Source organism: Lysobacter tyrosinilyticus (genome assembly GCF_054779815.1).
This window is the reverse complement of sequence record NZ_BAAGXN010000013.1, coordinates 224,343-248,171: the sequence shown is the minus strand read 5'-3', so window position 1 is coordinate 248,171 and position 23,829 is coordinate 224,343. Positions and strand designations below refer to the sequence as shown.

Below are 23,829 nucleotides of genomic sequence, written 5' to 3'. Positions count from 1 at the left end.
CGCGCATTCCCGGGGCCCCACCCGTTTGGGTGATGCACCGCGGATATGAGGGATTTTTCCGCGGTTTTCTCGCTATTCACCGCTTGTCCACAGGCTTATCTGCAGCCTCTGTGGCCACGCAGGAGTAGCGTTCACAACCGCTGTCCGCCCCCCTCCCCCGAGGTGCCCCATGGATTGGAACACCGGTGCCAGCCGGCACTATCAAGGACCGATTGACCGCGTGTTCGTGTCGCTGCGCGAGATGCATCACGTCGACTTCTTCATCGACGAATACCTGCGTCTGCACGAACTTGACCCAAGCGACGACAACCGGCGCATGGTGGGTGAAAAGCTCGAGCTCTTCCTCGGCCGCGTGCCCTATCGCTGGGATGACCTCACCGACTATCTCGACGGCCGCTGGCGCGGCGAATCGACGGATTATTTGTAGGCGAACGTCGCGTCGTCCCGGCCGAACCATCCAGACCGGGACGGAGGCCTGATAGCCGGCGTCCGCCCGGTCGATGCGCCAGTACCGATCGCGCATCGGTGGATCTGTCGCCGACGACCTTCAATCCTGCGTCTCTCCCGATAGCGGCGTGGCTCGCATCGATGGCCGCTGCCGGAATGCATCAAACCATTCCACCAGGCGGGGACGTCCGCTTCGGAAGCTCGGCAGCTCACGAAACTCCAGCCAATCCAGCACCGTTGCCACGGCGATGTGACCTACGTGGAGCGTGCCCGCAACATCGAGCTCCTGTTCCAGCCAGTCGTAACTCTCAGCCAGTTTTTCTACGTAGCCGTCGCGCAGCGGGGCGTATCGCAACGCTTCCGGCCGTCGCACCGATTCCCAGCGCACGGCGATGCCGGCCTCGGCCATGCCCTGCGCCACCGCCTGCACGCGCAGGGCGTGCCAGCGCGCTTCGCCCGTAGCGGGAATTAGGCGCGGCCCGTCATGCAAGGTGTCGAGATAGGCACAGATGACATCCGAGTCGAAGATCGGCGACTGGCCCGGACGCAACAGAACCGGCACCTTGCCCAGCGGATTCTTCGCGAAGACATCCTCGTTGCGCCGGGTCGGGCTGGTTTCGTGATGCGCTACATCCAGGCGGTCGGCGAGGTTCGCTTCGTGGGCGAATACCAGCGCCTTGCGGGCGTAGGGCGAGTGGGTCTGATAGAGCAGCTGCATGTGAACTCCTGGACTCAACGGAAGGATGCAAGGGCGAATCGGCGCCGCGGGGATTCGCCCGCGCCGTTGTCGCGAAACTCTCGGGCTGCGTCGTGCAGCAGATGCGCCATCACCGTGGTGATGCGTTTGGCGGTCGGGATATGGAGGAACTCGTTGGGACCGTGCGCGTTGGACTTGGGGCCCAGCACGCCGGTCACGACGAACTGCGCATGCGGAAAGCGTTCGCCGAGCATGGACAGGAACGGAATGCCGCCCCCTCCCCCGAGCATCGCCATCGGTTTGGCGAAGGCACCCAATGACGCGCGCTCCAGGCTCGCTTCCAACCATGGCGCCATGCGTGGGGCATTCCAGCCGGGTGAAGTCATGTCGACCGTGAAGCACACCTCACTGCCATACGGCGGATCGCTCTCGATCAGTGCTTTCAGGTGCTGCGCGGCCGCTTGCGGGTCGAGCACCGGCGGCAGACGCAGGCTCAGTTTCAATCTGGTCGCCGGCTGCATCACCGCGGCGGCGTTGGCGACACTGGGCAGACCGTCGAAGCCGGTAATTGCCAATTGCGGCCGCCACGATCGATTCAGCGCCAGCGTCGGCAGATCGTCGGAAACCGGCTGCACCCCGGCCCGCAGTGGCAGTTGCGCGTAATAGTCCGCACCGATCGTGGTCACGGCGGCGGCCGCCTGGCGGCGACGCTCGTCCGGTATCGGTACGTGGAACGCCGATACCACGTCGCCTGTTGCCGGGTCTTCCAGTCGTGACAGCAGTTGTCGAGCGATGCGGAAGCTGGACGGCACCACGCCCGAGGCATCGCCCGAGTGCACGCCTTCCTCGAGGACACGCACGTCCAGCGTGCCCGCCACCTGGCCCCGCACCGACGTCGTCAGCCATAGCTGCTCGTAGTTGCCGCAGCCGGCATCGAGCGCGACCACGACGGACGGCACGCCGATTCTTGGCGCCAGATACTCGATGTATTCGTCCAGGCCTGCGCTGCCGGACTCTTCGCAGCCCTCGATCAGGATCACGCAGCGCGCACACGCGGCGCCCTGTGCGCGCAGGGCAAGCGCGGCGGTGATGGCGGCGAAAATCGCATAACCGTCATCGGCACCACCGCGGCCGTACAGACGGTCGCCTTCGAGCATCGGCGACCACGCTTCGCGGCCGTGAGTCCAGCCCTCCATCGCCGGTTGTTTGTCGAGGTGGCCGTAGACGAGCACCGGCGCACCGGCTTCACCGGGAATGTCGATGAAGACCAGCGGCGTGCGTCCTGGGACACGGACGATGTCCACGCTGGCGCCCGGTACATCACGCAGATGCTCCCGCGCCCAATCGCGCATCAGTTGCGCCGCCAGTTGCAGATGACCGTGCACGTCCCAGTCGGGATCGAACGCCGGCGACTCGCAGGGAATGGCCATGTAATCGAGCAGCGCCGGCAGGACATCCACCTGCCAGGCCTGTTCAATGAAGTCGTCCAGCGATTTGGAATCCATGTCATGCGCCTCGTTGCGAGGACGAAATGCTAGGCAGCCGGACGCGCATGCCCGCCGCAATGTGGGGTCAGCTGGCGCTTTTTTTCTGCGCCTTGCGCCGGCTACAGTGCCGCCATGGAACTCGACCGCTTCGATCGTCAACTGTTGAACCTGATCCAGGACGATGCCGGCCAGACCGCCGAACGCCTCGCCGATCAGGTGCCGCTGTCGCCCTCGGCCATCCAGCGCCGGTTGCGTCGCCTGCGCGAGCAGGGCGTGATCGCGCGTGATGCCGCCATAGTCGACCCGGCGAAGATCGGCCGACCCACGTTCTTCATCGTGTCGCTGCAGATCGAACGCGAACGCCCGGAGCTGCTCGCGCAGCTGCGCAAGTGGCTCGCCGCGCAGGAGCACATCCAGCAGGCGTTCTACGTGACCGGCGAAGCCGACTTCGTCCTGGTCATCACCGCGCCGGATACGGAAACCTATGACCTGCTGATGTCGCGCCTGGTCAGCGAGAATCCGAACGTCCGGCGCTTCACCACCAACGTGGCATTGAGCGTGTTGAAGCGCAGCCTCGCGATCCCGGTTCCGTTGGACCGCGACGACTGAGCCAGCGCGCCAACCGCGGGAAGCGGTCTTCGCGCAGTTTTTCCGCGCCAACGCTGCTCGGATTGCCGCCGGTCGTCGCCGAGCCGGGACCATACTGGCGACATGACCCTTCTTCGACATGAGCTGCCCGAGTTCGCCCGGCTCTGGGACGACTATCGCCCGACCCGGCTGATCGAGCTGCCTGAACTTGCGCGATTGACCGACGTCGGCCGCGTGTTCGTGAAGCTGGAATGCGAACGCCCGTTCGGCAATTTCAAGGTGTTGGGCGGCATGATCGCGGGCCTGCGGGCACTGGCCCGCGTCGTCGGCGCCGCCTCGCCGATTGATTTGCTCGAAGCGCGCGACGATCGGCATGCGCTGCCTGCACTCCTGTGCGCGAGCGATGGCAATCACGGCCTCGCCGTTGCTGCGGCCGCGCAGCGTGCCGGCACCGCTGCCTGCATCTACCTGCCCGTGGGCGTCGATCCGGTGCGCGCAGCGCGCATCGAAGCCCTGGGCGGGCGGATCGTATGGATCGACGACACCTACGACGCCGCTGTGCTTGCGGCGGTGAGCGCGGCGCAGCGCGGCGAAGGCCTGCTGATCCCCGACACTACCGCCGACTCGGACGACGTCGTGGTGCGCGACGTGATGGCGGGCTATTCGCTCATCACTACCGAGCTCGCTGACCAGCTCGCGCCGCTGCGCACGCGTCCCAGTCACGTGTTCGCGCAGGCCGGCGTGGGCGGTCTCGCCGCCGCGCTCGCCGACGGGCTGCGCGACCTGCTGCGATCACCCGCCCGCATCGTGGTCGTCGAGCCCGAATCCGCGGCGTGTGTGGCCCGCGCGTTGCAAGCCGGGCATCCGGTACAGGTCACAGGCGATCTGCATTCTTCGGCACAGATGCTGTCGTGCGGCCTGGTCTCCACACCCGCGCTGCACACGTTGCAGCGTCACGACGCCCGCGCTGTACTCGTCGACGAGGATCAGTTGGCTCGGGCCGTTACCGGCCTGCGCGCGGCCGGTGGACCGGATACGACGCCCTCGGGCGCGGCGGGCCTGGCGGGTTTGTTGACCACGGCAGCGCGACCGGATTTGCGCTCGGCGTTGCAGCTCACCTCCGGCAGCGATGTATTGCTGGTGGTTACCGAGGGGACGACGCCCAACCACGACGCGGCAACCTTCGCCTGACGAATCAGCTCACGCGCGGCCGCAGCACCGTCGAGGTCGCCATGCCGGCCCGGCGCTGCATGACCGACAGCCATTCGCGGAAGGCGGCTTCGGGCATCGGTCGGCCGTACAGATAGCCCTGGAACAGATCGCAACCGGCGTCGGTCAGTGCGGCGTGTTGGCCCTGCGTTTCCACGCCTTCGGCGACTACCGTCAGCTGCAGGTGGTGACCTGCGGCGATGATGGTCTCGACCAGTAGCTTCGCGCGTTCGCAAGGCGCTACGCAAAGGCCACCGCGATTTCGTCGTTGGCCGCCTTCAATGCGCGTGCGCGCGATTCATCGCCCATCGCCAGGCCTTCGGCACGGATGAACTGGAGATCGGTCACGCCGAGGAATCCGAACACGCTCCGCAGATAGGTCTCGTGGTGATCCATCGCCGCCATCGGCGTGTCACTCGCATAGATGCCACCGCGCGTCGATGCGATCACGACCCGCTTGCCGCCGACCAGGCCTTCCGGGCCGCTTTCGGTATAGCGGAAGGTCTTGCCGGCAACGGCGATGCGGTCGATCCACGCCTTCAGCTGGCTGGGGATGCTGAAGTTGTACATCGGCGCGCCGATGACCACCACGTCGGCCGCGAGGAAGCTTTCGAGATCGTTCGCGCCGGCGTTCACATCCTGTTGGAGTGCGGCCGATTCGGGCGTCACACCCTGCGCGGCGGCCAGATGCGCGCCAGCGAGATGGATCACGGGCTGTTCGGCCAGATCGCGATAGACGATTTCCGCATCGTCGTGGCTGGCACGTGCCGCGTCGATGAGCTTCGCCGTCAACTGGCGGCTCACGGAATGCTCTCCGAGGATGCTCGAATCGATGTGGAGGAGTTTCATGGCTGCACCTGGAAGTTGGGCGGTGATGTTCCGCGGCCAGCAATCTATTGACCGCTCCTCCAGGCCAGTAGACGGCGTGATGGGATTGCACTCGTCCATGCGCGGGAGCAATCCCTCCGCCCCGGTTTTCCGCCGGTCGCGATGCCCAGATTCCGCTTGACCGGCGCCATAGGCGGTCCCCAGGGGATTGCGGCCATTTGTGGACGGGTGAAATCCCATTGCGCTGTCTAGTGGGGCGATTGCCCGGCCCCTACATTTTCTCCACGCAACCCGCTCCGCTTCGCCGCCACGTGTGTGGCCCGCGACAAAAGGCAGGTTGGCGTGTGCGTCCACCTTCCGGCGGCGCGACGAACGCATCACCCGATCTGACCTGCCATTCAAACCATCACCTCAAACGGAGTCCTTCCATGTCCACGAATTCCCAAACGCTGGTCGCGTCGCAAACGACCGCCCTGCGCAACACCACCGAACTGCTCGGACGCGTCCTGCTTGCGACCCTGTTCCTGATGTCCGGTCTCGGCAAGATCGCGGGCTATGCTGCGACGGCCGGTTACATGGCTTCGGTCGGCGTCCCCGGCATGCTGTTGCCGCTGGTGATCCTTGCCGAGGTGGGCGGCGGCCTCGCCATCATGGCGGGTTGGAAGACCCGGATCGTTTCGCTCCTGCTGGCCGGCTTCACCCTGATTGCGGCGCTGCTGTTCCACAACAATTTCGCCGATCAGATGCAGATGATCATGTTCATGAAGAACGTGGCCATCACCGGCGCGTTCCTGATCCTCGCCGCGAACGGAGCAGGCCGTTACAGCCTGGATGCGCGCGCGGCCAAGTGATCGACGCATGCGCGCCCTGGATGCCCTCGAGATCTTTGCGCCCTTAGTGTCGACGCGGCGCTCTCGACGGCTACCGGATGCGAGCGTCCTCCGTCTCGGAGACAATGCCCTTGTCTCCGGGACAACGGAGGCTCCCGCCCGGAGGCAGCGCATGGTCGATCTCAACGATGTCGCCCTGTTCGTGCAGGTGGTGAAGGCGGGCAGTTTTGCCGAGGCCGCACGCCGCGCCGGCATGCCTTCGAACACGGCCAGCCGGCGCATCCAGCAGCTCGAAGAGCAGCTCGGGCTGCGCCTGCTGCATCGTTCGACCCGACGCCTGACCCTGACCGATGCCGGCGAAGCGCTGTACGCACGCAGCGCGGATCAGGTCGAAGCCCTGTCGGAGGCCACGCTGGAGCTTGCCGAAGGCAGCCAGGTCCCGAGCGGCAAGGTGCGCGTGGCCGCACCGGCAGATCTGTTCAACTGGTTCGAACTCGCGTGGGTGAAGGAATTCCTTGTCGCCCATCCCAAGGTGCGGCTGGAGTTCGTGCTCAACGACGCCCGCGCCGATCTGGTCGCGGAAGGCATCGACGTCGCCATTCGTGCCGGCGCGATGACCGAACCGACGCTGATCGCGCGTCGCGTCGGCTCCAACCGGGCGCGCCTGATGGCCAGCCCCGCCTATCTGGCCACGCATGGCACGCCGCAATTACTCGAAGAGCTGGCGACACACGAGTGCATCGGCGTGCCGCCGGTCTCCGGTCGCGTGGTGTGGCATCTCGATGGTCCCGAGGGACCGGTCGACGTCGAAGTTCGTGGACGCTTCCATGCGAATACGGCGCTCGCGCTGCTCAAGGCGTGCGTGGCCGACATGGGCATTGCGCTGCTGCCCGACATCGCGACCGCCCAACACCTGCGTGACGGGCAACTGGTGCAGGTCTTGCCGGACTACGGCGTCGATGGCCTCGAGCTGTTTCTCGTGTACCAGAGTCGCCGGCAGATGCCGCGTGCACTGAGCGCATTCATCGAATTCGTGATGAACCGGATCGTGTCCGCGGGGCTGGTGGACGCCGCGGCTCCGGATTCGCGGTCGCGTCAGAGCGCGTAGTCGCGAATCCGCGGTTCGCCTTCGAATCACTCTGTCATTCGGAGGCGAGTTTCATGGAGCTCGGATCTTGCAGGGTGATATGCATGCTTGGCTTTCTGGAAAAGCCGCGCAGCTACTGATAGCTGCGCTCCAAATTCATTAGGGCATCGCTACGGGCGTCGGATAGACTTCGGCCCTCCGCGACCTCGATCCCCCATGAACACGCTCCACTCCAAGGAAGCCGTCGGCTCGGCCTTCGACCTCGAGCTCATGCGCCACGCAAGTGAGCAATCCTGGCGCGCGGTGCGCGTAATGTCCGAAGCGTTTCGCCCCGGCCTGCGCGAGTCGGAAGCCAAGCAGATGGCGATGGACATCCTCCACGACCTCGGCATGGAACGGATCTGGCATCCCGTGCATGTGCGCTTCGGCGCCAACACCTTGAAGATGTTCAATCAGAAGTCCGATGGCGACCCGGTACTGGGCGAGAACGACATCTACTTCATCGATATCGGCCCGGTGTTCCGTGGCCACGAGGGCGACGTCGGCGCGACATTCACCACGGGCAACGATCCCGACATGGCCGCTTGTGCCGTCGCGGCGAAGTCACTCTTCGATGACGTTCGCGACGCCTGGCGCAATCGCGCACTCACTGGCCCGGCGCTGTACGACTATGCGGCGCAACGGGCGGATGAGTTGGGCTGGGTGCTCAACATGGATATCCGGGGTCACCGCGTCAGCGACTTCCCGCATGCGATTCATCGCGGCGGCGACCTCGGTGAGTTCGAAGGGATACCCGTGCCTGGCGTGTGGGTACTGGAGATCCAGATCGCCAATCGTGACGGCACCTACGGCGCATTCCATGAGGACGTGCTGATCTGACGTATGTCAGCTGCGTCGCGCGTGCGACCTATTTGTACGCCACCCCGGCACTCGCCGGCCCGCCCAGCGGAATGACCTGCGTGCGGCTGAAGCCCGCTTCACGACACCAGCCGGCGAAGTCCGCGCCGGTGTAGTCGAAGGCATCGCCGAACTCGATCAGCATGTTGAGCGACATCAGCAGGCCGAAGGCGTTTTCGCGGCGGGCATCGTCGATCAGGTTCTCGATCACGACAAATGCGCCGCCGGCCGGCAGCGCCGCGTAGGCCGCGCGGATGAGATGTCGCTTCTTCTCCAGGTTCCAGTCGTGCAGGATCATGCCCATCGTGATCACGTCGGCGCGCGGCAGCGGATCGTTGAAGAAGTCGAGCGACTGCGCCGCGACGCGGTCCGACAAGCCCGCTGCGGCGATCTCGCGTTGCGCGATCGCGGTGACCTCGGGCAGGTCCGCGCTGATGCAGCGCATATGCGGATGGCGCCGGGCAACGAACATGGACAGTTGCCCCGTCGCTCCACCGACGTCGCACAACGTGGTGTAGCGCGAGAAATCGAACTTGTCGGCGAAGGCCTGGAAGTTGCCGGCGGAAATGCCGCTCATCGCCCGCATGAACTGTTCCAGGCGCTGCGGATCGCGATACAGCTCGACGAACATCGGCGCGCCGGTGCGCTTGATCTCGTTCTGCGGCAGGCCGGTGCGCAGCGCTTCGCTCAGATCGCCCCAGAACGGATACAGGCGCGCATTGGCCATCTCGAGGAAGCCACCGACATAGCGCGGACTGGCGCGATCGAGGAACGCCGCGGTCTCTGCGGTATTGCGATAGCGCGCACCCGGCCCGTCCCCGTCCCGCTCAAGGAAGCCCAACGCGACCAGCGCGTCGAAGAAGTCGGGATTGGCGCGCGGATGCAGCACGAGCGCCGCCTGGAGCTCATCACCCGTGTGCGCGCCGGAGCCCAACCGCGTGAAGACGCCCAGCTCCACGGCGGACAGCAGCGTCTTGGCGGGCCAGAAACCCATGCCGACTTCAGCGATGCGAGCGGGGGACAAGTCGTTCATGGCGGACGTTCCTGTTGCTGGAGTCGGCCACCAGATAACGCGGTCGATCCGTCGCCGCGGCCACACCGGCGGCTTCGATGCCCCGGTCGAACGCATGTCACGCAAGACGTCCTCCCGCCTTGATCCGGCCGTGCCAGCGTCGTGCGCATACTCGCGACATCGAACGCGACCTGAAGGCCATGGCCCTTACCCGACCGCAAACCGACGCACGACTGCAGGCGATCGAAGCACGCGTACCGGCGTTGCTGCAGGACCGCAACAGCTTTCCGCCCGAATTCGAGGATGAAGCCGAGCGCCTGCTGGCAGAGGTGTCCGACCGGGATCGGGACTATGCCCTGACCCAACTGGAGGCCATCGTTGAGCGGTCCGGCTTCAATCGCTAGCCGGCGCCGCAAGCGGCTTCCCCGCGCCTTCTACAGTCGCGACCCGCGCGTGGTCGCGCCCGAGTTGTTGAACAAGATCCTGCTGCGCGACGACGGTCGCGCGGGACGCATCGTGGAAGTGGAAGCGTACGCCGGCGCGGAAGACCCGGCCGCGCATTCGTATCGCGGCAAGACCGCGCGCAACGCCACGATGTTCGGTCCCGGCGGGCATTTGTACGTGTACTTCACCTACGGCATGCACTGGTGCGCCAATGCCGTGTGCGGCAAGCCAGGCGAAGGCGTCGGCGTGCTGTTGCGTGCGATGGAACCGCTGGATGGTCTGGAACTCATGCTGCAGGCCCGCAACTTCCCCACGCGCCTGCGTGACATTGCGAGCGGGCCCGGACGCCTGGCGCAGGCGATGGGCATCGACCACAGCTTCGATGGTGCCAACCTGGTGAGCAGCGACCGTGGCATCAGCATCGTCTCCGATGGCATGCCACCACCCGAGTATCCGGTCGCTGGCCCGCGCATCGGGATTCGCCATGCCATCGAACATCCATGGCGCTGGCATGTGCCGGATCACGCGCATGTGTCGAAGGCGCGGCCGGGATTGCCACCATTGCGCAATCCACGCCCGTAATCGAAGCGCTGTTTCGACGGCCGATGGCCCGCCACCCATGCGATGGATTGACGGTCACTCTGCCGAATGGCGAACCTTGGCAACGCAAGGGAGTGCACGCTGCTGGTCAAACCGAAAGGTCGCCATGAACGTCCCTCATTCCAGACCGAAGCAGTGGGTTGCTCCCATCGACCCCGTCTGCGGACGCCCGATCGAGCCCATTCCGATCGCCTACAGTGCGTGTCACGCGGATCACGACTACTACTTCTGCTCGGTCCAATGCTTGGAAGCATTCAAGAGCTATCCGTCGAAGTTTGTACGTCAGCACGCCCTGCCGAGCCGGATCACCCAGCCCACCGCCTATCCGACCTCAAGCTGAGTCAGATAGAGGCGCAGATCGAACTCCAGCTGGTGGTAGTCCGGCTCCATGTGCGCGCATAGCTGGTAGAACGCCTTGTTGTGTTCGGCTTCCTTCAGGTGCGCCAGCTCGTGCACCACGATCATCTTCAGGAACTCGGCGGGCGCATCGCGGAATACGGTGGCGATGCGAATCTCGCGACTGGCCTTGAGCCTGCCGCCATGTACGCGAGAGATGGCCGTGTGAGTGCCGAGCGCGTGCTTCATCACCTGCAACTTGCTGTCGTAAACCACCTTGCCCAGCGGCACCGACTTGCGCAGGTGAAGATCCTTCAGTCCCTGGACGTAGTCGTAGAGCTGGCTGTCGTTGCGCACGGCATGGGGCTGGGCATACCTCTCGGCCAGTATTGCGCCCAGCCGACCCTGCGCGATCAGCTCGTGCACCCGCGCCTGCAGGTGGGGTGGGTAGCCGGTGAGGTACTTCAAGGGTTGCATCGGCGGAAGCGGATGAAGGCGGGCTGTGCGGACGCTCGGTATGATGGGCCGTAAGTACTCAACATGAAACTGCAACATGGCGAAGGCGAATCCGCTCCAGGAACAACTACTCAAGGCGGGCCTGGTCAAGAAGTCCAAGGTGGCCGAGGCGGCGCGTGAGCAGAACAAGGCCCGTCATGCCAAGGGACCGGCCGCGCCCAGCGAGATCCAGCTGGAAGCCGAACGGGCGCGGGCCGACAAGGCCGAGCGCGACCGCGCCCTCGCGGCAGAGCAAAAAGCCCAGGCACGCACCGCTGAACTTCGCGCCCAGGCCCGGCAGATCATCGAAGACCGGAAGGTGCCCCGCTCGGGTGAGAGCGAGTACCGCTTCACCGCCGACGGCTCCATCCGCGCCCTGCTGGTCAACGACGATCTGCGCAAGCAGTTGGCGACCGGAGCGCTGGTGATCGTCCGTGTGGGCGAACGCTATGAGCTGTTGCCGCGTGTGGCGGCGGAAAAGGTGCGTGAACGCGACGCCAGCATGATCGTGCTCGATCATGGGCAGAAGACGGACGCCGAGCCCGCCGTCACAACCTCCGAAGACGATGCGTATTACGCACAGTTCCAGGTGCCTGACGACTTGATCTGGTAGCCGTCCTGTTTGTTTCTCACCGCATCCACGATGTCGGCAAGGACCATTTAGGCGGTCATCACCAAAGCTCAAAGCAATCTGGGCTGTCGCTCGCCGCAGATGGATGACTTCGACAGAGGCGCACCACGTTGGTCGACGAACCAACGTGGTGCCGACAGGCCGAACTAAAGCCCCCTCAAATCAGGAGCCTGAGTGGGCTCTCCCACTTCGAGTGTCATGTAGGTAAGCCGAGCGCCGCGGGGCACGCGGCACTTCACTTCCACGTCTTCGTGGCCCACGCGCAGCCGTCCGTTGACGAGCAGTGCATTGCCGCTGCTCTTGTGCGAGGCGGCCCACTGGTAAGTGGTATAGCCCTTCCCGACGAAGTAGGCCTCGGCTTCCAAGCGACAGGGATCGACGAGCTCACTTGCCTCATATACGACGATATCGTCGCGGCGAGCGGACGGCGGCAGCGAAACAACGGTTAGCAGTACGACCAGCGCAACGCTCATAAAGCCTCCATGCGGATAACGCCCGGGGAGCCGTGCCGCGAAGCGGCTTCGGCCAAATGAAATCGAGCCTCACGCCTCTCGCCACTGACCACAGCGGGGCCTGAGGTTGCCCGGACTCTACGGCAGCCTCCATGCCGCGGGCCAGTGAAACACACCCGATGATGCGCCTGTCCCGCCGTGCGATGCAGCGCCCATTCAGTCTTTCGCTAATGCCCGCTCACCGTGCGCGTTACGGCGCTAACGTCCCACCTACTACACCAGCTTCGGACGCAGCAACAGCTCGCGCTGCGGCGAAACCGCCGGGCTGCCCTTCCACTTCCACAGCGCCAGCAGCACGCCTAGATCGACCACCACGGCGAACACCGTCGACTCCGGTCCGAAGGCGCCGCCCGTCATCCATGCGGGCCGGTCCAGCAACTGCGGCAGGAACCAGCCGGGCAGATCGACGCCGCTAACATCGAAGCCCAGCACATGGCCCTGCATCCAGTTCCAGCCCAGGTGCAAGCCGAAGGGCAAGGCGAGGCTGCGCGTGCGCAGATAGGCCATGCCCAACATGAGTGCCGCGATCGCGATATCGAGCGAGGCCCAGACCTTGGTGGCGCCGTGCATGTCCGGGTTGCCCCAGTGCGCGGTCGCGAACAGCAGCGCAAGTGCGATCTGCGCGACCCACACCCCCGCGCCGTCGACCAGGCGCTGGAACAGGAATCCGCGGAACAGCGCTTCCTCGAACAACGCCACGAACACGAACACGTAGAGTCCCACGCCGAGCGCGCCGACGCTGCGGGCCGGATCGAGTTGCAGACGCACCGAGCCGGTTGCCCACATCAGCGCGACTACGAGCGCCATCGAGCCCATGCCTAGCAACATTCCCCACGCGGCTTCCTTCGCCCAGCGCCGGTCCAGATGAAAGCCGACGCTGGCCAGTGGCTCGCGACGCAGCCGCGTGCACGCCCAGGTCGCCAGCAGGATGAAGAGGAACCCAAGCGGCTCCAGCCAGTGCTTGGCGATCCCCAGGCCCCTCAACGCATGCGCCAGCGGCGTGTAGGCGAAGCGGGTGACGAAGACGACGCCGAGGAACAGCAGCATCCACCAGCCATTGCGCAAGCGTCGCTCGCGATTGAAAAAGAAATGCCGCAAGACAGGGCTCCGTGAGCGCGTGGATTCGATGCATTGTCGACGGCGGTGTCGCGCGCTCGGAATATGCAGAAGGTCACCGTGTCGCGAGGCACTGCCGCGTCACGGGACGCTGGGTCGATAGGGCCAGCCCAGCCTATGGTCCTGCGTTGTCAGCAGGTGGACTTTCACGTTCGGCGAACGTGAGCCAGGAAGGCTCCTCGGAGCGCGTCTCCCTTGCCAGGAGTCAGGGAACTTCCTGGCGAAGCTGAAAGACATTGCCCTCTGGGTCGTAGCCGTTGCACACGCGCATGCCTGCTGCCTGCCACTCCCGGTGGGCGGGATCGAGGTGCCCCCCCAAGAGCGACGCTACTGATCGCGCCTGGGTGAGACTGGGGACCGGAAAGAGCAGCTTGATGGCCTGCTCTTCCCTAACTATTGGCGGCACCGAGATGGCGATCGAACTGGCGATGTGCTCGGGGATCGCGTGGATGATCAATTGGAAGTTGCCCGATTCCAGAACGACATGATCACTCTCCGCGTGGACCACTGAGAGCGCGAGGAGCTTCTCGTAGAACGCTGCAACCTGCCCGAGATTCTTGGCAAAGATCAGGGCGCCCGGAGTGGGTGGGTTTCGCATTGCTGTTCGCCTCCAATGTGACCCGGATCAATAAAGAGACAGGGGCCGAGTACCGATTCCAAAAATGCACTCTGACAGACACCAACCACCCCTGGATATCGGCGCCCAACCCGCGTCGCCATCGCTACCCGGCAGATCTGGTACGCGACCGGCCTGCCGATTTCTCTCGCCGTTGCGCGGCATGGTATGAGCCGCCTACGGCGTCCGGATGAGCTTCCCCACCTTGTTCGACCCCAACTCCGTGAACCAGATGTTGCCGTCCGGGCCCTGGAGAATCCGGTGCATCACCGTCTGCGTCGTGGGCACCGTGTAATAGGTGATCGGCACGTTGGACAGATCGCCCGGCGTGGCGGTGAGCAACGCCCTGTCGATCTTGATGATGTGATCGCTACCCGGCGGACTGGGATTGCTCGGCGTGGGATTGTTCTGATCGACGTACTGCTGCACCCACAGGTTGTGGTCTGCGTCGAACGCGAGCGCCGCGAGGATGACATTCGACTGCGACATCGGCAGCTGGAATTCCGTGATCGTGCACTGCGTCGCGGTGCAATCGCCTGGGATGCGGCCGATGCGGTTTCCGGCCTCTTCGGTGAACCACATGGCGTTGCTGCCTGGTTCGGGCACGATGGCAATGGGCCGACTGTTGTTGGTAGGAATCTTGAACTCATCGACGGTGCCGTCCGGCTTGATGCGTGCGATCGCGTTGCCGACCAGCTCAGTGACCCACATCGAACCATCGTTGCCGGGGCGCACGTAGATCGGCACGCTGCCGACCGTCTTGAGCGGATAGTGGGTGACCTTGCCGTCCTGGGTCAGCTTGCCCACGGTGCCGGTGGCTTTGCCGGTGAACCAGATCGTCTTTCCATCGGGACCGAACCACATCCCGTGCGGATGGGTGTTCAACTTGCCGCCCACACAGGCCGGACAATCGATTTGCACGTCGAAGGTGCGATCGGGCTTGCCGTTCGCATCGAGGCGGACGATCTTGCCGGCGAATTCGAGCGTCACCCACAGCCGGTGCTCCGTATCGAACTCGATGCCGTGCGGACCGCTGCCGACGGGCATCGGATAGAACTTGGTCTCGCCCGACTCAGTGACCCTAACGACCTGGTCGTAGTTCTGTCCGGTAATCCAGAGCGTATTGCCGCCCTTCGCGTCGAAAGTAATCTCATGCGTCGAACCGGCCGGCGCAGGATGGCAGGCGCCGGTTTTCACCGTCGGCGCATTCGGGTAGGCAATCGGGAATTCGACGATGCTGCCCGGCATTTGCGCCTTCGCGGGCGTCGACAGGACGACGCCTAGCGCAAGGGCAACGATGATGTTTCCGTGCATGGTTGTTTCTCCTCCGTGAGTGAGCCGTAAGGTGGCCGGCTCCATCGTAAGCGTGGCGTTGGACCGTCTGAAATGACAACCAAAGCGGCTTCATCCAGCTTATGGAGCGGTCCCTGACACTTCCGACACACTCATCGACTACGGCAGCAACAGCACCTTGCCCACGCTGCCACGTCCCTCCAGCAATGCATGCGCCTGCGCGCCATCGCGCAAGGCGAACCGCGCGGCGATCGCGACCTTCAACTGCCCGGCGCGCACCACGGCAAACAGGCGATCGGCGCGCTGCTGGCGTTCGCTGGCGGTGGTCAGCACGTTCCACAGATCGCCGCCGGTCAGAGTCAGCGATCGGTCCATGAGCACGCGCGGATCGACCGGGTCGGGATCGCCCGCGGCCATGCCATAGAACACGACGGTGCCGCCGACACGCGCGAGCGCGAGGCTGTCGCCCAGCGTGCGTCCCACCGAGTCGTAGACCGCATCGACACCGTCGGGCGCGAGTGCGCGCACGCGCTCCACCCAACCGGCGCCCGAGTCCACCGCATGGGTCGCGCCGGCAGCCAGCGCGGCGTGGCGCTTGTCCTCGCTCGATGCCAGCGCGATCACGCGCGCGCCCTTGGCGTGAGCCAGTTGCACCAGCAGCTGGCCAACGCCGCCACCGGCGGCATGCACCAACAGCGTCTCGCCCGCGCGTACGGCGTGGCTGTCCTCGAGCAGGAACTGCGCGGTCAGTCCCTGCAGCAGCAGCGCGGCCGCGGTATCGCTGCCGATGTCGTCTGGCAACGCGATCAGCTTGTCCAGTGGCACCGCCACCTGCTCCGCGTTGGCGAACGGGCTGTCGGCGAACGCCACGCGCTGGCCGAGGCGAAACACCCGCCCACCGCTCGTACCGTTCGCATCATCCGGGTGCAAGGCGATGATTTCGCCCGCGCCCTCGTAACCCGCAATCCACGGCGGGGAACCAACGAGGTGATAGCGGCCCTGCCGGCGATACACGTCGGCGAAGTTGAGTCCGATCGCCTGCGTTCGCACCACAGCGACACCCGGTGCGGGGACGGGATCGGGCACGGCGGTCCATTCCAGAACCTCGGGCCCACCGAAGCGGGAGAAGGTCAGTGCATGCATGGGGCTGTGTTCTCGATTGCGGATGCAGGTCAGCTGCGTGTCGGCGCGACGCCGGTCGTCTCCATCATCAGCCCGACGGCCTCTTCCGGAACGCACGAACGACGGCGCAGGCCTCGCACGCCGCGGGGAGGCAGCCTACCCCGATTCGCATGGCGTCCTGATCTAGGATTGGAACAGAGACGGTTTATGCCTGCACTGGCCGGGGGTGGCGCCCAGGGTTCGCGAAGCTTTGCGCGAAGACCCGCCGCGCGGCCGAGCGCGAACCGGCGTGAACTGACCCCGCCATCGCCAACACGAACGCGGCGCGGCCGCGTTCTTCTGCCTGGCAGATCCGGCTGCACGCCCGGTCTCGCCGGGCTTTTTGATGTCCGGCGTCCTCACGTTCGCCGATCCTTCCCGAAGGATGCGAAGGCCTTCACCAGTGACGGCGAGTCCATCCGGAAGGATGTTTCGGCCTTCGGCCAGGGCTCGCGAGCCTTGGCGCTGAGGCTTTAAGCCTTGAGGCCAGGACTCGGAATCCTTCCCGCAGCGGAGTTTGGCCTCGGCCCCTTGGGAACGGTTGACCGTGAAAGCCACGTGATTTCGTTCCAAGAAGCGCAGTAACTGGAATCCACGGAAGGGAGCGCTATGGATCTCAAAGAGTTGTCAGTGACGGACCGGACCCTGGTGGAGACGCTCGCCGAGATTGCGCAGGCCGAGTCCACTGAGCACAGCTGGTCCGAGATCGAGCCCATGCTGGAGTATTGCTGGCAGAAGAGTGATCACACGTCAGCCTTGGACTGGGAGGAAATCGCGCCCTTGATCCGCTCGGCCTGCAATCGGACGCATTGAATCCATCAGCGTTCGAACCAGCGCCTCGTTTGACGAAAGCGCTGGCATCCAGAATGAATCGTGGAGGTGGTCTGCATGGAACCGCTATGGGAAGAATCCGAAGCGTCACGCATGCGCGAACTGTTGGCTCGACTTGATCGCGTCGCGACGGTCAATCGCGGCTACCGGGCCGGCCTGCACCTGGATGATCGGGCGCTGTTGGATCAGTACGTCACGATCCTCACCGCTTGGCAGAACGAATGTCTGGGCCTAGCGCTTGGTTCGGCGTAGCGGGCTTTGCATCAGGCCACCGATAGAAATCGCTGCCGCCGCCCGGGTTACGGCAGCTTGCCGATCGTGAGTGTTCGGAAGTAGAAGCAACGCCGCTTCGTGACAGGTCACTCATGGGCGCACGCGAATTTCGCTCCCATATGTCTTAGCTCCTGAGACAGGGCAATGTTTTAGTCAAAGCTCACGGGGACGCCGTGGCTTAGAGTCAACATGCACCGCTCGTGTGGTCGCCGGCGCATGCCCCCATCTGAGCACCCCATACGATCAGCTGTGACCATGTCCTACGTCGATCCAAAACTCGTTTTCGCCTGGCAAGCCGCGCATTCCGTCGCGCGGAGCTCCCCGCCCCCGGTTCACGATCGCGGGGGCTTCCGAGTAGATACCCACTCGGAAAAGGAAGTGAAACGCTGGGTATTCCCACAGCTATGCGATGGGCTGCGCGCAATTGCACATGACATTACCGCCCCGCGCCATTACTTGAAGCTGTGCGGCCCTGGCGAGGAGCTGCGAAGTGCACTGCCAGCTCGCTGGGAGGTTCAGCCAGCGAACTATTTCATGAGCACGGCGGCGGCAATCCTCGACACAAAGCCTCTACCGAACGGATACCGGATGGAGCTTCATCAAGCCGGGCCTGTCGCCCGAGCTTGCATCATCGCGCCGGATGGTGATCTGGCCGCTAGCGGATGCGCGGCGGAAACTACGGATGTCTTCATTTACGATCGAATCGAAACTGCGCAGGACCACCGGCGAAAAGGATTGGGTGTCGCGGTGATGATCGCGCTTGGAACTGCGAGAAAATCCCTCGAAAGTCCACAGCTTCTGGTCGCGACAGGAGACGGCCGCAACCTCTATGCGCGCCTTGGTTGGACGGTGCTCGCACCCTTCGCTACTGCAGCCATTCCGGAAGGTTGAACCAATACGCGGACTGATCTTTCAGACCAGCCACGCTCACTTCCAGGTAGAAGCATTGGACTCGCCGCGTGCTCAGGCCGCGGTGGGTGGTCATTGCCGGCCTCTCGAGGGTGACTCAACAGTTCAGCGCCCCATCGGGTTCGATCGGTCCCGTCTGCCAGCGCAGGTACCTGAGCAGCTTTTCGTGAGATGCATCACGAAGATGTGCTTTGCCTGGTCAAAGTTCACCGCACGTTGACCGGCGCTCTGGCGGTATCGGATAAAGGTTTCCATGGGATCCAATCAGATGAAGCTTGTCTTCCCCGGTGGAGAACACCCTCAGGTTCTGCTGTCACCCGGTGTGAGCAGCGTAGGCTCGGATCCTCAGGCGACTATCGTGCTTGGCACGCCGGGCATCTTGCCGCGGCACTGCCAGCTTCGTGTCACGTTGACAGGCGTAATGCTGGAAGTGCCACAGGGCACACCGGTAAGCGTCAACGACCGGCCTGTCGAAGGATTCATTTCGTTGCGGCCAGGCGACTGCGTGCGTTTCGACCAGATCGTCGCCCGACTGGCTTCGTTGAGTTCCCCCGAGTCGCAGCGGTCTTCCGGGAGCTGGTCGCCGGCCAATGACGATCCCGGAATGACGGCCGTCCGGAAGGTCATGCCCACGTATGTCTTGCGCGGCCTGACCGGAAGCGTCTTTGGAAGGACCCATCCCGTGGAGGGATCCCTGACCCTCGGGCGCTCGCCCCAGTGCGACATCCACCTAGAGGATTCCGGTCTTTCTCGGATACACGCCAAGCTGACGCCGGAAGAAGGCGGACTGCTGATCGAAGATCAGAACTCCACCAACGGGAGTTTCATCAACGGCACGCGTATCCAACGCCAACGTGCCCACCTTGGCGATGAAGTCAGCTTCGATAGCGTGCGGTTTTTCCTCACGGGATCAGCCCATGTGCAACCCAAAAGCGAGGCGACCTTGGAAAGTCAGTCGCTGCCGCGCGCAAAGTGGCGGGCAATGGTGATCATCGCTGGCATCTCAGCATCAGCGGGCGCGGCACTGCTGATCTTTGGTGTTTAGACACGGCGTCAGAGACAGCGTTGTGTCTCTGACCCCGCTTTCGCGCGCAGGGCGCCGAAGGTGCAATGCGACTAGTGGCTCAGATGCCCTTCGGTCACACCCAACGCAAGCCCCTTGGGGAATGGGCCTGCGCCTGCACGCCCACCTCCGACTTCCGCCTGGTTAGTTGCCGGGCTCGGGGGGCTGCGGGTTGACCCGTCGCGCCGCGCATTCCACGTTCGACTCTTGATGCGGGCCGACCACCGACGCCAGGTGCAGCGGCGGATCGTAAATCGCAAACGCATAGCCATCGCCATGCTTGAGATGGGCTTCGGCTGCGTTGTCGCTGGCCCCGATCAGAATTCCCAGGAACTCGTTCTCGGTAAACACTACCGTCGAGCCATTCGGCAGGATGAAGGTGCAGTTGCCGGTGGCCTCGCAGTTGGCGCCCAGATCGCGGGGTCCGCCGATGTTGTGGCAGATCGTGCGCGGTTGCCCGCCGGCGACGGCGGCGCCTGCAATCAAGGTCGCGCTGACAGCCAGCGCACCCGTCATCAGTGATTTCTTGGTGAGCCTGATCATTTCAGTCTCCGTATCTCAAGTGGATTGAACATAGGTCTGTGCTTGCTGGTTGTGACTCGTCGCGCGTTCCTTCAGCCGCAATAGCACGGTGTCAGAAGCGAAATCGCCGGGCCATTCCACGAAAGGGGTAACTGCCGGGCCGGCGTCACGCTGGAAGGCGCTCCCCGACGGGTCACCCGCAGACCGTGGGCGGCTACTGGGCGACCCGGAGCCCCTTGACCAGAGCGCTGCCGTTGCCGACGCGCTTGTTCCAGCGCCGTAGGCTGGGCTGACTCCATCAGTTGCGGGACGGTGTTGGAGACACTTCCGACGCGCGCCCGCTGGCCTTGGGAAGCGGCGCTCGATGCCATCGGTTGCCCCCTGTCATGCCAGTGGCGCTCGACTGAAACAATCGTGCCCAACGATGCATGTTTCCCATGAGGAACATGCCGCCATGACTCGTCTTAAGCTGCTTCCGCTCGCGCTCGCGTCGCTGCTCGCCTTTCCGGCCCACGCGGCGGTCGATCTGATCGCCATCGATGGCCTCAGCGCAAACGATCGTGATCTATCCACGCAAGCGGGGGCGCTGGAAAGCGGCGTTCCGGGCAATTTGCTGGGCGGCCTGGGCTCGGGGTTCACCTATGCAGGCGGTAGCACCTATCTCGCCTTGCCGGACCGTGGCCCCAACGCGCTCGCCTACGATGCGTCGGTCGACAACACAACGTCCTACATCAACCGTTTCCAGACGCTGCGCATCGTCCTGACACCCAATGCGGCGGGCGCGGCCCTGCCCTTCATTGCCACGCCGACGCTCACCGGCACCACGCTGCTGCATAGCGCTCGCGCACTCGCTTATGGCAACAGCGGCGCTCCAGCGCTCAATGCCACCAACCATACGAATTACTTCACCGGTCGCTCCGACGGCTTCGATTCGTTGCGTCTTTCCACCGACCCGCTGGATGCCCGCCTGGACCCTGAAAGCATTCGCGTGAGTCACGACGGCAGCAACATCTTCATCAGCGACGAGTACGGCCCCTACATCTACCGCTTCAATCGTCGCACCGGCCAGCGCACCGGCATCTACCGCTTGCCGGAAGCCTTTGCGGCGAATGTGCTCAGCCCGATGGGTGATACCGAGATCGCAAGCAACACCGTGGGCCGCGTTGCCAACAAGGGCATGGAGGGCCTGGCCATCTCGCCGGATGGCACGGCCTTGTTTGGCATCATGCAGAGCCCGCTGCAACAGGACGGTGGCACCACCGGTGGCTACACCCGCATCATCCGCGTCGACCTGGAAACGGGCGCCACCCAGCAGTTCGTCTACCCGTTGACCAACATCGGCACCGCCGCCAAGCCCAAGTACCCGACCGTCAGTGACATCGTGGCGATCAACAACCACGAATTCCTCGTCGACGAGCGCGATGGCAAGGGCCTGGGCGACAACTCCGTCGCCGCGTTCAAGCGTCTGTACCGCATCGATCTGGCCGGTGCTCCCGACGTCAGCAACCTGACCGGAACCCTCGCGCTTGCACCGCATGCGGTGTCCAAGACGTTGTTCCTGGACATCGTGCAAAAGCTCAACGCATTCGGCATTGCCAGCAAGGATATTCCCGCGAAGCTCGAAGGCGTCAGCTTTGGCCCGGACGTGGTGATCGGTGGCGTGCGCAAGCACACCCTGTTCGTCGCCAACGACAACGACTTCCTCCCAATCATTACCGACAGCCTGCATCCGGCCGGCGTCGACAATCCCAACCTGTTCTTCGTGTTTTCGGTAGATGTAGGTGATCTTCCGACCTACGTACCGCAACAGTTCGCGAAGAAGTAAGGCAGGCGTAGCGGGCACAACGCTTCGACCACGCGAAGCGGGGGAGCACAAACTCCCCCGCTCCGATCGCAGCGAATATCGTCACTCCATGGTATGGATCTCGACGTAGCCGGTGGCCGTCGGGATCAGCCTGCTGCGTGGATGCGGCAAGGGAAATCTGCGTCCCGCTTGCCGATCGCTGTCGGCCAGCCATCTGGCGACGAATCGATCCGATCACTTCGCTCTCAGTCATTCACTGTTTCGCAGCGCCACCTGCCGCGCTTCCAGATGGCGGATCTTGTCTTGCGCTTCGGCGATCGCGGCTGGCGGCGCGCCGGATGCGCGCGCCCGGGCGAGCAAGGCCTTCCACTTCGGCAATTCTTCTTCCACCGCCATCAGATATTCGGCACGAAGTCGCTGCTGGCCGCGCAGTTCGTACTCGCGGTAGCGGGCGGGATCGCTGAGATCCCATGCAGTGGGCGCGGGGGCCTGCGATTCCGGCAGGGGACGCTCGATCGGCGGTGCGCGATCGTCGCCATGTTCGCGTGCCTCGGCCATCGTCTGCCAGGCCGGTGGCGGCTGTGTCCGCTTCGATGCAGTAGGCGGTTCGCCGAACTCTGCTGGTGTGACGGATACATTCCGGCCGGGCGTGCCCGCCAACGGAGCGGCAGGCGCGAGCGCTTCCAACGATGGCGTGCGCGCGCCTGAAGCAGGCGAGGCATGGAGCCACCACGCCACGACGAGGATGGCCGCAACCGACAGCGCACCGCCTGCCATCCCCCACTTCACGGCCCGGTCTCCAGCACCCTTGGTGCAGCTCGCATACCCAGCATCGCCGGATTGATGTTGATGCGCGCCTCGGCCAGGAGGCGCGCACGCAGGCTGGCGAAGCCGGACGCAGCACGCTGCCGCGCGATGGCTTCACTTGCGGCGAACCGCACCGTTTCGCTATCAGGCGGATGCAGACCGGTCACGCGCTGGTCCACCCTGACGATGATCCAGCCCGGTACCGCGGTACCAGCCTCGGGCTCACGGATCGGCGGCGACGCCGCTCCTGGCGCCTGTGCGAAGGCCAGCTGCGCCAGCCATGAGCCATGTGCGGCCTGGCTGTCGAGCCATTTGGCCACACCATCGCCGGCGCCACGTCGTCGCGCTACCTCCTCGAAGCGCGCGCCCCTGGCGAGTTCGGCGCTGGCGGCACGCGCCCGGACCTCGTCGGCGAAGCGCATCGTGCGCGCCAAAACTTTTTCGGTGCGCGCGAATTCGGCCTTGTGTGCGTTGTAGTAGCTGCGGATGGCCGCAGGCTCGACAGTGCGTTGCTGCCGCTCGACTTCGGGACTGCTGTAGTGCGGATCGCCACCGCTGCCCAGCCGCCGCGCCAGCGCAATACTGCGATTGCGGTCGGCCACCAACTGTCGCAGTTGCGCCAGACCATCGGCGCCGAGGCCGCCCTGCTGACTCACCCAGCCCAGCACGAAACGGTCGCGCGCCAGCTGCCGGGCCTGCTGCATCGCGAAATCGGCATCGAACCCATACAAGACATTGCGTCCCTGCACGTCCAGCTGTGTCCATACGTCGTGCAGGGTAATGCGATAGCGCTGCGCACCCACGCGGCCGTCGATCAGGGGCACGTCGTTCAACTTCGCTTCGCGCGCCGGCGGCAAACGATCGTCCAGGCGCAGCTTGCCGCCGCTGTCCAACAGGGCAACCAGACGCTCGCGTGTGAGCGGATGGCGTTTGACGATGTAGCTTTCGCCCGGCCCCATAGCCTTTGCCAGCGGCTCGCGAAATGCCGCTTGCAAGGTCGTCACCAGCGACGCTTCGACCGATGCCTGCGGGGAAAACCGCACCTGCTCACCGGCAAACAGCACTGCGTCGTCGTACTGGCGCCGCGCATACGAACCCAGCACACGGTCCCGGGCCACCGCCGCCACCACTTGCGAAGGCGTGACGTCGGGCTTCTGCGTCCGCACGGCGCGCAACAATGCATCCATCGCTGCAGTAGACAGGCTCCAGTCGTTTACCCGCAACGCGACACGGGGTTCCGCCAGCGTCCCGTCGACCGGGACGCCAGAGGTTGCCGCATGCACGGGCGTAGCCACGAGCAGGACGCCACAAAGGCCGCCCCTCAACGCGACGGC

General features: G+C 64.6%; 28 protein-coding genes. 14 read left to right on the top strand and 14 right to left on the bottom strand.

Annotated features, from left to right (window positions below; all coding sequences use genetic code 11):
• The first annotated feature begins 169 nt into the window (after positions 1-169).
• Positions 170-427 carry a hypothetical protein gene (locus ACYVGK_RS15775; RefSeq protein WP_460735413.1) on the top strand — a complete coding sequence of 86 codons (258 nt, stop codon included), beginning with the start codon at positions 170-172 and terminating at the stop codon, positions 425-427.
• A 120-nt stretch (positions 428-547) separates the two neighbouring features.
• On the opposite strand, the gene ACYVGK_RS15770 is transcribed toward ACYVGK_RS15775, so the two are convergent.
• Positions 548-1,165 carry a glutathione S-transferase family protein gene (locus ACYVGK_RS15770; RefSeq protein ID WP_460735411.1) on the bottom strand — a complete coding sequence of 206 codons (618 nt, stop codon included), beginning with the start codon at positions 1,163-1,165 and terminating at the stop codon, positions 548-550.
• A 14-nt stretch (positions 1,166-1,179) separates the two neighbouring features.
• Entirely contained in the window at positions 1,180-2,649 is a 1,470-nt protein-coding gene (locus ACYVGK_RS15765; protein ID WP_460735409.1) for a M20/M25/M40 family metallo-hydrolase, read from the bottom strand.
• 114 nt (positions 2,650-2,763) lie between these two features.
• On the opposite strand from ACYVGK_RS15765, the gene ACYVGK_RS15760 reads away from it, so the two are divergent.
• A complete protein-coding gene (locus ACYVGK_RS15760) occupies positions 2,764-3,240 on the top strand; it encodes an Lrp/AsnC family transcriptional regulator (RefSeq protein ID WP_460735407.1) in 477 nt (158 codons plus the stop codon).
• A 102-nt stretch (positions 3,241-3,342) separates the two neighbouring features.
• Positions 3,343-4,410 (top strand): pyridoxal-phosphate dependent enzyme, encoded by a 1,068-nt coding sequence (locus tag ACYVGK_RS15755; RefSeq protein ID WP_460735405.1) that lies wholly within the window; start codon positions 3,343-3,345, stop codon positions 4,408-4,410.
• Positions 4,411-4,414: 4 nt separating this feature from the next.
• On the opposite strand, the gene ACYVGK_RS15750 is transcribed toward ACYVGK_RS15755, so the two are convergent.
• On the bottom strand, positions 4,415-4,711 hold the full coding sequence (locus ACYVGK_RS15750) for an EAL domain-containing protein (RefSeq protein WP_460735634.1): 297 nt from the start codon (positions 4,709-4,711) through the stop codon (positions 4,415-4,417).
• The gene (locus tag ACYVGK_RS15745; RefSeq protein WP_460735403.1) at positions 4,669-5,277 is read right to left on the bottom strand and encodes an FMN-dependent NADH-azoreductase; all 609 of its coding nucleotides are present in this window, start codon (positions 5,275-5,277) and stop codon (positions 4,669-4,671) included. The genes ACYVGK_RS15750 and ACYVGK_RS15745 overlap by 43 nt, the downstream gene beginning before the upstream one ends.
• 407 nt (positions 5,278-5,684) lie before the next feature.
• On the opposite strand from ACYVGK_RS15745, the gene ACYVGK_RS15740 reads away from it, so the two are divergent.
• From ACYVGK_RS15740 to ACYVGK_RS15730, 3 genes are all read left to right on the top strand, one after another.
• Positions 5,685-6,107, top strand: coding sequence for a DoxX family protein (locus ACYVGK_RS15740; RefSeq protein WP_460735401.1), 423 nt, complete (start codon positions 5,685-5,687; stop codon positions 6,105-6,107).
• A gap of 151 nt (positions 6,108-6,258) precedes the next feature.
• Complete coding sequence (locus ACYVGK_RS15735; protein WP_460735399.1) at positions 6,259-7,194, top strand: LysR family transcriptional regulator; 936 nt, start codon at positions 6,259-6,261, stop codon at positions 7,192-7,194.
• A 195-nt stretch (positions 7,195-7,389) separates the two neighbouring features.
• Complete coding sequence (locus ACYVGK_RS15730) at positions 7,390-8,052, top strand: M24 family metallopeptidase (RefSeq protein ID WP_460735397.1); 663 nt, start codon at positions 7,390-7,392, stop codon at positions 8,050-8,052.
• A gap of 28 nt (positions 8,053-8,080) precedes the next feature.
• Here the strand turns inward: ACYVGK_RS15730 and ACYVGK_RS15725 are convergent, their stop codons facing one another.
• Complete coding sequence (locus ACYVGK_RS15725; protein WP_460735395.1) at positions 8,081-9,103, bottom strand: methyltransferase; 1,023 nt, start codon at positions 9,101-9,103, stop codon at positions 8,081-8,083.
• 179 nt (positions 9,104-9,282) lie between these two features.
• Between ACYVGK_RS15725 and ACYVGK_RS15720 the strand changes: the two genes are divergently transcribed.
• The gene (locus tag ACYVGK_RS15720) at positions 9,283-9,486 is read left to right on the top strand and encodes a hypothetical protein (protein WP_460735393.1); all 204 of its coding nucleotides are present in this window, start codon (positions 9,283-9,285) and stop codon (positions 9,484-9,486) included.
• A complete protein-coding gene (locus ACYVGK_RS15715) occupies positions 9,479-10,108 on the top strand; it encodes a DNA-3-methyladenine glycosylase (RefSeq protein ID WP_460735632.1) in 630 nt (209 codons plus the stop codon). The genes ACYVGK_RS15720 and ACYVGK_RS15715 overlap by 8 nt, the downstream gene beginning before the upstream one ends.
• Before the next feature lie 339 nt (positions 10,109-10,447).
• Here ACYVGK_RS15715 and ACYVGK_RS15710 read toward each other — a convergent pair whose 3' ends face one another.
• Positions 10,448-10,939 (bottom strand): M48 metallopeptidase family protein, encoded by a 492-nt coding sequence (locus tag ACYVGK_RS15710; protein ID WP_460735391.1) that lies wholly within the window; start codon positions 10,937-10,939, stop codon positions 10,448-10,450.
• Positions 10,940-11,015: 76 nt separating this feature from the next.
• Here ACYVGK_RS15710 and ACYVGK_RS15705 point away from each other — a divergent pair, with 76 nt between their 5' ends.
• Complete coding sequence (locus tag ACYVGK_RS15705) at positions 11,016-11,570, top strand: DUF2058 domain-containing protein (protein WP_460735389.1); 555 nt, start codon at positions 11,016-11,018, stop codon at positions 11,568-11,570.
• A 164-nt stretch (positions 11,571-11,734) separates the two neighbouring features.
• Here the strand turns inward: ACYVGK_RS15705 and ACYVGK_RS15700 are convergent, their stop codons facing one another.
• The 5 genes from ACYVGK_RS15700 to ACYVGK_RS15680 form a co-directional block, all read right to left on the bottom strand.
• Positions 11,735-12,061, bottom strand: coding sequence for a hypothetical protein (locus ACYVGK_RS15700; protein ID WP_460735387.1), 327 nt, complete (start codon positions 12,059-12,061; stop codon positions 11,735-11,737).
• Between the two features lie 252 nt (positions 12,062-12,313).
• On the bottom strand, positions 12,314-13,198 hold the full coding sequence (locus tag ACYVGK_RS15695; protein WP_460735385.1) for a lysostaphin resistance A-like protein: 885 nt from the start codon (positions 13,196-13,198) through the stop codon (positions 12,314-12,316).
• Positions 13,199-13,421: 223 nt separating this feature from the next.
• Entirely contained in the window at positions 13,422-13,814 is a 393-nt protein-coding gene (locus ACYVGK_RS15690) for a VOC family protein (RefSeq protein WP_460735383.1), read from the bottom strand.
• Between the two features lie 195 nt (positions 13,815-14,009).
• The gene (locus tag ACYVGK_RS15685) at positions 14,010-15,146 is read right to left on the bottom strand and encodes a Vgb family protein (protein ID WP_460735381.1); all 1,137 of its coding nucleotides are present in this window, start codon (positions 15,144-15,146) and stop codon (positions 14,010-14,012) included.
• A 138-nt stretch (positions 15,147-15,284) separates the two neighbouring features.
• Positions 15,285-16,268, bottom strand: a complete 984-nt coding sequence (locus tag ACYVGK_RS15680; RefSeq protein ID WP_460735379.1) for a quinone oxidoreductase family protein — start codon at positions 16,266-16,268, stop codon at positions 15,285-15,287.
• A 627-nt stretch (positions 16,269-16,895) separates the two neighbouring features.
• On the opposite strand from ACYVGK_RS15680, the gene ACYVGK_RS15675 reads away from it, so the two are divergent.
• The 4 genes from ACYVGK_RS15675 to ACYVGK_RS15660 all read left to right on the top strand — a co-directional run bounded on the left by ACYVGK_RS15675 (position 16,896) and on the right by ACYVGK_RS15660 (position 19,344).
• On the top strand, positions 16,896-17,099 hold the full coding sequence (locus tag ACYVGK_RS15675) for a hypothetical protein (protein ID WP_460735377.1): 204 nt from the start codon (positions 16,896-16,898) through the stop codon (positions 17,097-17,099).
• Positions 17,100-17,174: 75 nt separating this feature from the next.
• Positions 17,175-17,369, top strand: coding sequence for a hypothetical protein (locus ACYVGK_RS15670; protein ID WP_460735375.1), 195 nt, complete (start codon positions 17,175-17,177; stop codon positions 17,367-17,369).
• 276 nt (positions 17,370-17,645) lie between these two features.
• The gene (locus tag ACYVGK_RS15665; protein ID WP_460735373.1) at positions 17,646-18,281 is read left to right on the top strand and encodes a GNAT family N-acetyltransferase; all 636 of its coding nucleotides are present in this window, start codon (positions 17,646-17,648) and stop codon (positions 18,279-18,281) included.
• A 286-nt stretch (positions 18,282-18,567) separates the two neighbouring features.
• Positions 18,568-19,344 carry an FHA domain-containing protein gene (locus ACYVGK_RS15660; protein WP_460735371.1) on the top strand — a complete coding sequence of 259 codons (777 nt, stop codon included), beginning with the start codon at positions 18,568-18,570 and terminating at the stop codon, positions 19,342-19,344.
• A gap of 162 nt (positions 19,345-19,506) precedes the next feature.
• Here ACYVGK_RS15660 and ACYVGK_RS15655 read toward each other — a convergent pair whose 3' ends face one another.
• A complete protein-coding gene (locus ACYVGK_RS15655; RefSeq protein ID WP_460735369.1) occupies positions 19,507-19,905 on the bottom strand; it encodes a hypothetical protein in 399 nt (132 codons plus the stop codon).
• Positions 19,906-20,338: 433 nt separating this feature from the next.
• Between ACYVGK_RS15655 and ACYVGK_RS15650 the strand changes: the two genes are divergently transcribed.
• Positions 20,339-21,709, top strand: coding sequence for an esterase-like activity of phytase family protein (locus ACYVGK_RS15650; RefSeq protein WP_460735367.1), 1,371 nt, complete (start codon positions 20,339-20,341; stop codon positions 21,707-21,709).
• A gap of 228 nt (positions 21,710-21,937) precedes the next feature.
• Here the strand turns inward: ACYVGK_RS15650 and ACYVGK_RS15645 are convergent, their stop codons facing one another.
• Both ACYVGK_RS15645 and ACYVGK_RS15640 read right to left on the bottom strand, forming a co-directional pair.
• Positions 21,938-22,477: a hypothetical protein gene (locus ACYVGK_RS15645; protein WP_460735365.1), complete on the bottom strand. Its 540-nt coding sequence runs from the start codon at positions 22,475-22,477 to the stop codon at positions 21,938-21,940.
• Positions 22,474-23,790 (bottom strand): peptidyl-prolyl cis-trans isomerase, encoded by a 1,317-nt coding sequence (locus tag ACYVGK_RS15640; protein ID WP_460735363.1) that lies wholly within the window; start codon positions 23,788-23,790, stop codon positions 22,474-22,476. Before ACYVGK_RS15640 ends, ACYVGK_RS15645 begins: the two co-directional genes overlap by 4 nt.
• Between the last annotated feature and the right edge of the window lie 39 nt (positions 23,791-23,829).